The organism is Rhodococcus sp. OS5, assembly GCF_056837585.1.
The window spans coordinates 1072441-1084512 of the sequence record NZ_CM166368.1 but is presented as its reverse complement, the minus strand read 5'-3'; the positions used below and the strand labels follow the sequence as shown (position 1 = coordinate 1084512).

11 protein-coding genes are annotated in these 12072 nt (G+C 62.4%); 2 read left to right on the top strand and 9 right to left on the bottom strand.

Annotation, left to right across the window (positions count from 1 at the left end; translation table 11 throughout):
* Positions 1–34: 34 nt before the first annotated feature.
* The gene (locus ACVZUB_RS04990; RefSeq protein WP_482628188.1) at positions 35–1069 is read right to left on the bottom strand and encodes an ABC transporter substrate-binding protein; all 1035 of its coding nucleotides are present in this window, start codon (positions 1067–1069) and stop codon (positions 35–37) included.
* A gap of 250 nt (positions 1070–1319) precedes the next feature.
* Between ACVZUB_RS04990 and ACVZUB_RS04985 the strand changes: the two genes are divergently transcribed.
* Complete coding sequence (locus ACVZUB_RS04985; RefSeq protein WP_007734429.1) at positions 1320–2252, top strand: tyrosine-protein phosphatase; 933 nt, start codon at positions 1320–1322, stop codon at positions 2250–2252.
* Between the two features lie 96 nt (positions 2253–2348).
* Here ACVZUB_RS04985 and ACVZUB_RS04980 read toward each other — a convergent pair whose 3' ends face one another.
* From ACVZUB_RS04980 to fepB, 3 genes are all read right to left on the bottom strand, one after another.
* Positions 2349–3011: a response regulator transcription factor gene (locus tag ACVZUB_RS04980; protein ID WP_003945911.1), complete on the bottom strand. Its 663-nt coding sequence runs from the start codon at positions 3009–3011 to the stop codon at positions 2349–2351.
* On the bottom strand, positions 3008–4321 hold the full coding sequence (locus ACVZUB_RS04975) for a sensor histidine kinase (protein WP_482628187.1): 1314 nt from the start codon (positions 4319–4321) through the stop codon (positions 3008–3010). The genes ACVZUB_RS04980 and ACVZUB_RS04975 overlap by 4 nt, the downstream gene beginning before the upstream one ends.
* A gap of 111 nt (positions 4322–4432) precedes the next feature.
* Entirely contained in the window at positions 4433–5428 is a 996-nt protein-coding gene (fepB, locus tag ACVZUB_RS04970) for a Fe2+-enterobactin ABC transporter substrate-binding protein (RefSeq protein WP_037132295.1), read from the bottom strand.
* 66 nt (positions 5429–5494) lie between these two features.
* On the opposite strand from fepB, the gene fes reads away from it, so the two are divergent.
* Positions 5495–6730 (top strand): enterochelin esterase, encoded by a 1236-nt coding sequence (fes, locus tag ACVZUB_RS04965; RefSeq protein ID WP_165638629.1) that lies wholly within the window; start codon positions 5495–5497, stop codon positions 6728–6730.
* Positions 6731–6743: 13 nt separating this feature from the next.
* Here the strand turns inward: fes and ACVZUB_RS04960 are convergent, their stop codons facing one another.
* From ACVZUB_RS04960 to ACVZUB_RS04940, 5 genes are all read right to left on the bottom strand, one after another.
* On the bottom strand, positions 6744–8132 hold the full coding sequence (locus ACVZUB_RS04960; RefSeq protein ID WP_338927653.1) for a DUF1254 domain-containing protein: 1389 nt from the start codon (positions 8130–8132) through the stop codon (positions 6744–6746).
* A 55-nt stretch (positions 8133–8187) separates the two neighbouring features.
* Positions 8188–8601, bottom strand: coding sequence for an HIT family protein (locus ACVZUB_RS04955; protein WP_042920316.1), 414 nt, complete (start codon positions 8599–8601; stop codon positions 8188–8190).
* A 66-nt stretch (positions 8602–8667) separates the two neighbouring features.
* Complete coding sequence (gene purB / locus ACVZUB_RS04950; RefSeq protein WP_003945775.1) at positions 8668–10089, bottom strand: adenylosuccinate lyase; 1422 nt, start codon at positions 10087–10089, stop codon at positions 8668–8670.
* A 55-nt stretch (positions 10090–10144) separates the two neighbouring features.
* Complete coding sequence (locus ACVZUB_RS04945; protein WP_003945736.1) at positions 10145–10750, bottom strand: TetR/AcrR family transcriptional regulator; 606 nt, start codon at positions 10748–10750, stop codon at positions 10145–10147.
* Between the two features lie 64 nt (positions 10751–10814).
* Positions 10815–11930: a pyridoxal phosphate-dependent aminotransferase gene (locus tag ACVZUB_RS04940; RefSeq protein ID WP_482628186.1), complete on the bottom strand. Its 1116-nt coding sequence runs from the start codon at positions 11928–11930 to the stop codon at positions 10815–10817.
* Positions 11931–12072: the final 142 nt, after the last annotated feature.

The window sequence follows — 12072 nt, the reverse complement described above, 5'->3', positions numbered from 1 at the left end:
CAGCAGGCGAGAGGCCACCGTCACAGTCGATGAACTACTGGTTTGCGGGCAGCTTCGACAGGCCCTCGTCGATCGAATCCAGCGTCAGAAGAGCCGTCTGATAGGTCGCGGCCAGCGAATGCTGGACCTGGACGACGGTGCCGGCCTTCACTGCGGGCAATTCCTTCCACAGCTCGGAATTGACCAGCTCCTGCAACTGCGGAGACATCGAGCCGTCGGCGTTGAGGCCGTAGACGATCACGTCGACATTTCCGAGATTTTCGCCGATCTTCTCGATGGATACCTGTTCGACGTGGATGTCGGCGGGGTCTGCGGGGGTGCCGGGGAACTGCAGTCCGAGTCCGTCGAAGAGATTGGTCGTGTACGAAGACGCGTACTCGCGTGAGAAGGTGCCGGCCTCCGGCTTGCAGACGTTGCACACGCCGCCGAAGGTCAACGAGCCGAGCTTGTCCTTGTACTTCGCGGCCAGTTCGGCGGTTTTGGCGTCGTAGTCGTCCTTGAACTCGCCGTAGGTGCCGGAGACATTCGCGGCATCGGCGAACTGCTCGCCCAGCACTCGCCAATCAGCAGGAACCGTCGGTCCCAGGAAGACGACGGGAGCGGCCGCCTCGAGCTGCGCCATGTCCAGCTGGCTTTCGACTCGAGCGGGAACACCCATGATGATCAGATCGGGCTCGGCAGCGACGATTCCCTCGTAGTTGAGCTGGGAGACGTTGCCGTCGGGCGCGACCTTCGGCAGAGCTTCGTAAGCGGCCTTGGTCTTGTCGTCCATGTTGCCGAGTTCACGGGTCCACTCGCATACTGCTGCCAGGTTCGCTCCCGCCTGAATCAGCGGCAGAACTGCGTATCCGCAGGCCACGATCCGTTGCGGGTCGCTCGGGATCTCGATGGATCCGTTCTGTGCCTCGAAGACACGGGTCTGCGAGCTCGCGGCTGTCGTCGACGATTCGGACGACGCCTCCTCGGAGTTGCTGCAGCCGGCGACGCCGACCGCCAGCGCAGCTGCTGCGCCGATCACCACTGCGCGGCGAAACCGCGACAGACCTTGAACCCGCATGTTGAACTCCATCTGAACGCACCGGACTGCTCCGGAATTGATTTGGTGAGGCTAACCAATATCAGGGCACTGGACCTTTACACAAACACAGGTCCCGAGGAATGAACTGCGCCTCCCGAGCCGCCCACGCTCACAGCAGCACGCCTCCCACTGAGAGGGAGCAAAGCAAGATTCCTCTCGAATCGGACACGCGAACTCGCTACCTTGCCTTCGCGATACCTCATCGACTCGCCACTCTCTCCGCTCGACGAAGGGCTCACACATGTCCCGATCCACCCGTACCTGCTCACTACGGTCTGCCGCGGCCATTGCGTTGACCAGTAGCTTTCTCATCACCGGTTTCGGCGCCTCGATCGCGCAGGCCGAACCTGGCCCCTCGGCTCCGCTGTTCGGCTCGCTGGATTTCGGATCCAGCAACCTCGGCAGTTCCGAGCAGACCCCAGATGCGCCGCGGCTGACCGGGATCGACAATTTCCGCGACGTCGCAGGCACCGGCGCCGGATACTCGGGGACTTTCGGCCTGCCCGTGAACAAGGGAGTCTTCTACCGCGCGAACGCGATCACGCCCAAGGGCGATGACATGAGCAATCTCGAAAAGCTGGGACTGACAAAGGTTTACGATCTGCGCACTGAACCCGAGATCGCCAGTAAGCCCGATGTCTTGCCCGACGGGGTTGCGTACGAGAACATTCCGATCCTGTCCGGGAACATCGCCGAGATGATCGCGAAGATCAAGTCCCCCGAGGACTCACGATCGATGATGCAGGACATGAACCGCGCCTTCGTCACCGGAGCGACGGAGCGAGCCGGGTTCGCGCAGTTGCTCACGGGTCTCGCGGAAACCGAAGGTGCACAGGTCTTCCACTGCACCGCAGGCAAAGACCGCACCGGCTGGACGTCGTTTCTGCTGCTGAGTATCGCCGGTGTCGACCGCTCGGTGATCATGAACGACTACTTGCTGACCAACGAGTACACAGCCGAAGGCATGAAGGCCACGCGCGCGGGCATCGCGGCGAGCCTGGGCGAACAGATGGCCGTCAACATGGAGCCTCTGTTGGGTGTCGAGGCAAGCTATCTCGATGCCGGTCTCGCCCAGTTGGACCAGACCTACGGGTCGGTCGATCGGTACCTGACCGAGGGCCTGGGTCTGAGCCCGGCGACTGTCATGACGCTCAAAGCCAAACTGCTGGGCTGAGTGGCACGGATGCCCCGGGTTCGACGAGGGATCGGACCCGGGGCACGTGTACTTCTCTGCCCGTGCCGCGGCGGATGCGCCGCAGCGTCCCGTGCGTCAGCGCGATACGGCGATCACGTTGTTTCGGTACGCCCAGATGACGATCTGCACACGGGTACGCACCTGCAGCTTCTTGCAGATGTTGCTGATGTGCGACTTCACCGTGCTCTGTTCGAGGCTGAGGGAATCTGCGATGTCGTTGTTTCCCAAGCCTTGTGACAGCAACTGCACCACATCCATCTCACGCGCACTGAGACCGTGATCCGATCCGGAGCGCGCCGTGGACATCGGTGCCGGCTTGCGCCTCGCGAACTCCACGATCAGTCTCGACGTCAATCTCGGCGAGAGCACCGAACCACCTTCGGCCACGGTCAACACTGCCGACGAGAGCTCTTCGGGATCGGCGTCTTTGAGCAAGAACCCTGCGGCACCGCTGTCGAGCGCCTCGAAAACGTACTCGTCGAGATCGAACGTGGTGATCACGATGACGCGGGTCCCGGGAAACTCGGCAAGGACCTCCCGAGTCGCAGTCAACCCGTCGCCGTGCGGCATTCGGATATCCATCAGCACGACGTCCGGTCGCAGTGCACGCACCTGCTCGTACGCCTCGACTCCCGTCTTGGCATGCCCGACGACGCGAATCTCGGGGTGACCGGAGAGAAACAGCTCGAACCCCTGCCGTACCACCTGCTGGTCGTCTGCAATAAGGACATCGATCATGCGTTGATCCTTCCGTTCACCGGCACCAGTGCCTGCACAGCCCACTCACCTTCCGAATTCGGTCCGGCGTCCAGTTGACCACCCATGAGCGTCGCGCGTTCGCGCATTCCCACAATTCCGAGGTTTTGCCCGTCGGAGGCCGGGCGAGCATTCCCGAGAGTATTGACCACCCGTACCCTCACCGCACCGGCTTCTCGACTCAGACACACCTTGGACTCGCTACCCGGCGCATGGCGAAGGACGTTCGACAACGCCTCCTGCACGATGCGGTAACACGTCAACTGGACTCCGCTGTCCAGGTCGTCGAAGCGGCCGACCTTCTCCAACGAGATCGACGAGATGGTGCGCTTGCAGTCGTCCACCAACTCGTCGATGTCGGAGACCATGGGCGTCGGGAAATCGGGGTCTTCCTCACCCAGGCGAAGTATCCCCACGATCTGCCGCAAGCTGTTGAGGGCCCGCTGACCCTGCTCGATGACGCCCCCCAGAAGGGCTTGTGCTTGTTCGGGATTGCTCGAGAAGAACTTGTCGGCGGCACGAGCCTGGATGATCATGCCGGTCATGTGGTGGGCAGCGACATCGTGCAGTTCACGTGCCATGTCCTGCCGTTCGGCGACAACGGCATTCGCGATCTTGCGTTCGCGGTCCCGGTGCAGATCCGCTACTGCCTGACTGTTCTCCACTGCTTGTTTTCGCAGGCGCGCGACGATCTTTCCCATGGCTGCGACGACCAGAAAACTCGTGACGGTGTTTGCCGCCGGTTCGAGGAACAAGTGAGGCAACTCCCCCACCTGAACCTCGGCGACCGTCAGCCCGTCCCGTTCGGTGAGATACATCGCCAAGATCACGTCCATCGCCATTCCGAGGACCAGCAGTCCGACCAGGCGCATGCCTGTCACTCGGATGGACACTGCCATGATCGCGAACCAAAAAAGCGGCGTGGCCCCCAGCGATCGACTGCCGAGGAAGAGCATCAATCCGCCGGATCCTGCCAACGTCAGGAGGTAGTACGCGATCGGGTACCGCCGGCGCGCACACGCCACAACGGTCAACACCGTCAGGAAACCAATGATGCCGACGACGGTTCCCGGATCGCTCAGCACTCGATTGCTCGTCTCGGGTTCAGTCTTGAGACTGGCGAGACCGAACACCCACGGCACACTCAGCAGGCCGACGATCACGGCCGCCGTGGCCGGGTTGTTCAGGTTGAAACGTCCCCACCCTCGCGATGCCAGGGCTTGCCCCGGGGCATTCTGACCAGCCGAGTCGAACATCCACTCCCCATTCCGCATCCGATGATTGACGTTCATGGTGGCATGCGCGCACCACTTGGTCCCACATTCGGCGAACGTGAAGGGAATGTTCGATTCCCGACTCCTACCAAAGCACTAGTTGAAGGTGAAAGGCCTAGTACTTATGGCTCAGCTGAACTGCTCGACCAACCGGTTCACCATGTTGGTTGCGCTGTAGTAGTCGAGACGGAAGGTGTCCAGACCCACGGCATAGACGTGGTGATCACGAATTGCCGGATGCTGGGCCAACAGTGGAAGTGCCTCGACCGCCTTCACCGCACCGTCGTCGGCACTGACCAAGATCAGGGTGTTGCCCGCGATACCGTCGTAGAGGTTCTCCGCCGAGACCTGAATGATGTCCTTGCGCTTACCCATGGATTCACTGCTCTTCGCGGACTCGGGAATGTCGGCGACCGTGAAACCCATCGCCGTGAGCAACTTCGCCTGCCCCGACTCGTGCGTCCAGATATTGGCGCCGCTGCCGTCCTCGTAGTAGACCAGCGCAGTGGTCGGCTGCGGGGGAAGTGTGATCTTGGCCTTCGCGGCCTCTACTGCGCTGTCGAACTTCGCGACCGTGGCCGCCGCGTTGTCTTCGAGACCTGTCGCCTTACCCAGCACAGCGGCGACTTCCTGCCAACTACTTCCGCCGTAGTCCACCACGATTGTCGGCGCGATGGCCGTGAACTGTTCGTACAGATCGACGACGGAGTCACCTCCAGTTGCCGAGACGACGATCAGGTCCGGGTTCTGCGCCAGAACGGATTCCGCGTTCGCACCGCCCATCGGCAACACTGCAAGTCCGCGTTCTTCTGCTATGTCGCCCCACTGTGTGAACAACCCCTGCGCATCCGAGACATCGGTGTTCGGTCCCGTCGATGCGGTAGCCACCACCGGAGCGTCGATCGACAACAGCGTGCCCGTCAGCGTCACACTGGTCGAGACGATCCTCTCCGGCTTCGACGTGATCTCCACCGGCCCCTTCGGCGTTTCCACGGTACGCGGCCAATTACCCTGCGATGCAGCTGAGTCAGCATCGGAATCGGCATCCGCAGAACTACAACCGACGAGGGCGAACCCTGCTACCAAGACTGCGGAGAGCACCTTCAGGGTGCGTGATTTTTTCATTGTGACGCCCACTGGCGGACCACTCCTCGAATTCAAAAGCCCATCAAATTAGGTTAGGCTGTGCTCATGCTAACTCAGGCGGTGACCGAATTGTCCGCTACCCTCGCGGCCTCGCCCGACATCGAGACGTCCTGGAATCGGATAGTGCAACAAGGAACGCCGATCATCGAAAGCATTGATACACAGACTGTTCGAGTTACGTTCCTCTGGCGTCAGCCCGAGGAGACCGAGGTCGAGCGCGTTTACCTGGATGCAAATTCGCTGACCGACCATCACGCAGAACAACTCAGCGTGATGCAGCGACTCGGAGACAGTCCGGTGTGGTTCTACACCGCCGAAGTCTCGAACACCTGGCGTAGCAGTTACAGCATCATCCCGGTACCGAAGTCCGTAGTCGACGAGTTCGACTATCCGGGAGCAGGCAAGGAAGACTCGACCCGCCGCACACGCTGGTTGGGGTTGCTCGAGCACCGAATTGCCGACCCACTCAATCCGCTTTCCGCAGGTGTGAACACAAGGCGTTCCGTCGCCGAGATGCCCTTGGCGCCGGTCCAGTTCGGTTGGGATGCTCCAGTTTTCAGGAAGTCGGTACAGCTCACCTGGGCTAGTTCGACTTTGGACGTCGAGCGGCCGGTGTGGATCTACGAGACCGTGGACGACGGATTGACACCGCTCGAAGAACGGCCGCTCGTGATACTTCTCGACGGGCGTCACTGGGCCGAGGTCATGCCGGCAGGCGCCGCCTTCGATCGTGCGGTCCAGACCGGCAAACTGAAATCCTGCGTTCTGCTGGCCATCGATTCCGTTGACAATCAACGCCGTTCGCAGGAATTGCCGTGCAACCGCGACTACTGGAGTGCAGTCGTCGACGAACTGCTTCCGCAGGTGCGCGCCGTCACACCTTTCTCGTCTGATCGAACGCGAACGGTGGTCTCGGGGCAGAGCTTCGGCGGCCTGGCTTCGATGTTCGCAGCACTCGAATTCCCCGAACACTTCGCGCTGGTCGCCAGCGGGTCCGGTTCGTTCTGGTGGCCAACCGGCTTGAAGCGCGGGGAAGACGGCCCGCCGGGTGGAGACATAGCCGCACGCATCGAGCGCGACGGCGTACCGGACGGATTACGCGTTGTCCTCGAAGTAGGTAAGCACGAGTCCGACATGGTCGGGCACAGCGCAGCGGTCGCACAGGCGCTGGAGGCCGCAGGAGCGCAAGTGTCGTGTCGGATCTTCGACGGCGGCCACGACTGGTTGTGCTGGCGCAGTGTCCTTCTGGACTCCGTTGTCGAACTGATCGGCAGTCCGTGAGACAGACCACGCTCTAGGCCGGCTCGATGTCACCAAGCTTCCAAGTCCGATCGAAATATGGTTCGAGCGGTCCGTAGAAGCGGAAGTACGAGAACCAGTGCTGACCCGCAATGGTCTGAACCCAATTGGGTTCCTTCCCTACCGGAGTTGTAGGTCCGTAGTAGAGATCCACCGAACCGTCCTCGTTGACAACAAGATCGGGATCTCGCGAGCCACGGTCGCCTCGGCCCTGCTGGTTGTCGACAAGGCAGCGTGTGTCGACCGAGTAGACCGTCGCGGACCAGAACAACTTTGCCGGGACATCGGCGGGTACGTGGAGTGTGTAACTCTTTCCTCCGTCCAACCAGTGCCCCTCGGCGTCGGCGTAGCTACCCAGATATGCCTGCCCTAGTCCGGGCGTCGTACTCTTCATCGCCTCGGAGAAGGTGACCGCCTCGTAGAACCACGACGCGCGTTCGTAGAACTCGCCGTAGTTGTCCCCTCGCTGAGCTGAGTTGTCCAGGACAATCGCCAAGTCCCACTGGCGATCCGGCCAGTAGCGCGAACCGGGGAAGCGTTTGACGAACGCATTCGCCTGGGCGAACACCTCCCCCACTTCGACGGCCCGTTGCAAGATCTTTCTCGCTCGATCATCCGGGGCGAATGGCTTGCCCTTCTCAATCCCCAGCTGCCGAAGCCACGCCATCGGGAAGCGGTCGCGCTCTTCGACAGGTTCGTCCTGCACGATGTCGTGCAGGAGTTCCCAGTATCGAAGGTCTCGCGGCTGAATTCCGCTCCAGGGCTTGCCGTCCGGTGAGACCAGACGCGTCGGAGTCGGATTCTCACGATCGGAGTACGGGTACACCCGGACGGCGTCGACCAACGCGTCCGAGCGCGCCGGGTCGGGATCGAGCGTGCGGAAGCCGAACATGATGTGCATCATCGGGGAGTGGACAACGGTGTAATCACCTGTGTCCTCGGCACTCTGGCCTGGGCCGACTACCAGGGTCTTGCCACCCTTGCCTGCATCGGGGCCCATCTCACCGAGCACCGCGAATTCTCGTTGCCAGAAATCTGCGATGCCCCCGGCGGTCGGCCCTGGCGGCAATTCGATCACCAACGGCCCCGTTGCACCGAGATCGAAAAAGTTCAAGATGTACGGAGTCGTCGCGTTGGCGGTGATCAGGCCTAGTCGGTCACGATATGAGCGGTAGACGACGATATCGGAGGCAGTTGCTCCGAAGATGTTGGTATGCACGTCCATCCACTGAGCCCAGGACACGATGGGTATGGCCCACAAGTACGCCTGCACTGCTGTTTGGAAGTCGAGCTCGTCGAAGACCGTTGCGATGGTTTCGCGAGCGGGAAGCTCTCCGTCCCTCGGGACAAGTCCGCAGGAATACGTCAGTTCGATGTCGGCCATACCCAGATGGTGCTGGGAGAAACCTCGGCGCGAATCACCCACACCGGGTGAACCTCTAGTTCAGTGCGCCTCGAATGACGGCAGCCGTGCTGTCGAGGATTGTCCGATTGGGCGTGCGAGGTAGGGCGCGCAGGCCGAAGCCGTCGCCGCGATTTCGCGGAATGACATGCAGATGAACATGGAAGACTTCCTGCCCCGCAACAGCTCCGTCGGAGAGGTGCAGATTCACTCCGTCGACGGGAAGAGATCCGGTACGCATCGCCGCGGCGATCTTCTGCGCGACGGCGAAGATCCTGGCACCGTCGTCGGGATCGAGCGTGGACAATCCACTGGCGTGGCGCTTCGGCACGACCAGGAGATGGCCGGATGTGAACGGCCGAATATCCATGAAGGCAAGGACATTCGCGTCGTCGTAGACGACGCTGGCCTCGGCCTCACCGGCGATGATGGAACAGAAGATGCAGTCCATGGTCTCCGGCCCCTGTGCGCCTTTTCGGTAGTGGTGACCACCGAAAAGGCGCACGGGGCGTAGCCCTTACAGAATCGGCGACGGCGCGTACGCCGCAGCTTCGGGGTTGGCGTCGACAAGTTTCTGCACCTCGGCGACAACGGCATCGACCTGAGCCGAAGCGGCACCGACAAAAGCAGCCTTGTCGGCCAGGGCCTCGTCGAGTGCAACGCGGTCGAGCGGCAAACGGTCGTCGGCGGCAAGGCGATCGAGCAGGTCGGGCTCCTTGCCCTCTTCACGCATCGCCAGCGCAACTGCGACGGCATTCTCCTTGATCGCCTCGTGTGCGGTCTCGCGTCCGACGCCGGCGCGGACGGCGGCCATGAGCACGCGCGTCGTGGCGAGGAACGGCAGATACCTGGTCAGTTCCTTCTCGATGACGGCCGGGTACGCGCCCATCTCGATCAGCACGGTCAGGAAGGTCTCGAACATGCCGTCGATCGCGAAGAACGCGTCCGGAAGCGCGACGCGGCGCACGACGGAGCAGAAGACGTCGCCCTCGTTCCACTGCGCACCCGCAAGCTCGGCTGCCATGGAGCCGTATCCGCGCAGGATCACCTGAAGTCCGTTGACTCGCTCGCACGAGCGGGTGTTCATCTTGTGCGGCATCGCCGAGCTGCCGACCTGGCCGGGCTGGAAGCCTTCGGTGACCAACTCGTGGCCGGCCATCAGGCGGATCGTGTGTGCAAACGACGACGGTCCCGCGCCGACCTGAACGAGCGCGGAGATGACGTCGTGGTCGAGGGAACGCGGGTACACCTGGCCGACGCTGGTCAACACGTGAGCGAATCCGAGGTGCTCCGCAACCTTCGCTTCGAGCTGCTCGAGCTTGGCCGCATCGCCGTCGAGGAGGTCGAGCATGTCCTGAGCGGTCCCCATCGGGCCCTTGATCCCACGAAGCGGGTACCGGTCGATCAGCTGGCGCAGACGCGTCAGTGCAACCAGCAGCTCGTCGGCGGCCGAAGCGAAACGCTTGCCCAAGGTGGTGGCCTGAGCTGCGACGTTGTGCGAGCGGCCGGCCATAACGATGGACGAGTACTCGGCAGCGCGCTCACCCAGACGGGCGGCGACGGCGATGCCGTGGTTGTAGACGTGTTCGAGAGAACGCACGATCTGCAGCTGCTCGACGTTCTCGGTGAGGTCGCGGCTGGTCATGCCCTTGTGGACCTGCTCGTGTCCGGCGAGTGCGTTGAATTCCTCGATGCGTGCCTTCACGTCGTGGCGGGTGACCCGCTCGCGGTCCGCGATGGACTCGAGGTCGACGTTGTCGATGACACGCTCGTAGTCGTCGATGGCGTCGGCCGGAATGTCGATGCCCAGCTCTGCCTGCGCACGCAACACCGCCACCCACAATTGACGCTCGAGCACGATCTTGTACTCGGGAGACCACAGAGCAACGAGCTCCGGGCTGGCGTAGCGGTTGGCAAGGACATTCGGGATGCGGCTCACGAGGCCTCAGTCTAACGGTGGCCGAGCAGTGCCGTTACCCCCGATAGAGACCGAGCTAGACCGGCGGCGCCATCACGTCGATCGATTCCAAGAGCATTCCCCTGGCCAACCCCCGTGGGTCCGGGTCGTACTCCCCCAGAGCCGTGATCATCGCACCGTCGACCATCGCGACAAGACGGCGCAATTGCCCCTCGGGAGCCGACCGGCCCGAGCGTCGAAGCGCATCGGTCAACAGGTCGTCGAGCTGGGCTCGTAGGCGCAACTGCACGTCACGAAGTGCGGGATGACGGGCACATGCCACAAATCGTTCGTAGCGCGAGATCAAACGCTCGCGGCTCTCCGGCCGCTTCTCTTCGTCTCCGAGCAGCAGCTCGACCAACAGTTCGACGGTTGATTCCGCGCCCCGCCGACGTTGGGTCACCGCAGCCACTCTGGCGCGCATCGCTTCCATGTCGGCGTTGCCGTTGAGCTCGACGGCACACGCGATCAGATCGTCGAGTGAGTCGAAGTAATAGGTCGTCGAAGCCAGTGGAAGGTCAGCTCTGGTTGCCACCGCTCGGTGACGAACGGCGTCGAACCCGCCCTCCAGCAAAAGTTCAGCAGCGGACGCCACCAGAGCTTGGCGACGTCGTTCGCCCTTGGGCGTAGCTGCAGAAGACACCACGACATCGTGCCAGCAGAGGGCACCTCCGCATGGCGAAACAGCTCGAAGACCCTGCTGTTTGTTACCCGAGCCACTTCTCGAGGCGGGCCCGTGCCTCCTGGATGTCGGCTGTCGCACCCGCGAACGAGAGTCTGACCATCCGGTTTCCGTGGACGGTGTCGAAATCGATTCCAGGTGCCAGCGCGACCCCGGTATCTGTCAGCAACCGGGCACACCACGCGGTGGCGCCCTCGTCGTCACACAGATGGCCGATGTCCGCGTAGACGTAGAACGCACCGTCGGCGGGAGCCAACTCGGTGATGCCCAGTTTCGGCAACCCGGTCAACAACAGTTCACGATTGACGGCGTACCGCTGAACGTGCCCGTCCAACTCGACCTTCGCCTCGTCCGAGAACGCCTCGACGGCGGCGTACTGAGAGATCGCGGGCGGACACACGGTCATGTTCGACGCGAGTCTCTGCAGCGGGCGCCGAAGATAGGTCGGCACCAACATCCACCCGAGTCGCCAACCCGTCATCGAGAAGTACTTGGACACCGAGCCGATCACGACGGATTCGCGTGAGGTCTCCCAGGCGCTCGACGTGTGCTGATCGCCGTATCCGATGCCGTGGTAGATCTCGTCCGAGATCAGAAGAGTTCCGTGCTGCTCGCACCACGTCGCCAATGCAGCGAGCTCCTCGGGCGAGATCACCGTGCCCGTGGGATTTGCCGGGCTCGCGACGATCAGACCGGCAGGCGGCGACGGCAAAGCCTCGAGCATTTCCACTGTCGGCTGGTATCGAGTTGCCGGCCCGCAGTCGAGTTCGACGACGTTGCAGCCGAGAGCGGCAAGGGTATTGCGGTACGCGGGATATCCGGGTCGAGCAACCACCACGGTGTCGCCCTCGTCGAACGCGGCCAGGAAGAGCAAGGTGAACGCCCCGGACGAACCGGTCGTCACCACCACGTCTTCGGCGTCGACGGCGATTCCCGATCGCTCGCTGTGGTAGCGCGCAATAGCCTCGCGTAGCTGCAGGATCCCGAAAGTCTCGGTATACCCGAGTAGTTCGGTGCCCAGAATCTCTCGCGTCGCACGTAGCACCGGTGCCGGCGCGGGCGTCGACGGTTGACCTGCCGCCAAGGTCAGGACGTCACCATGTGTCCGCTGACGTTCGGTCGCGGCCTTCCATACATCCATGACATGGAAGGTCTGGATATCTGATCGACGAGATTCTGAGCGCACACTCCGACGGTAGTCGAACCGTGGTGCGGCAAGAAACGACGACCACCCATTGTGACGATCCGACAGATTCAGGCGCTCAGCATGAGTCGATTCAACG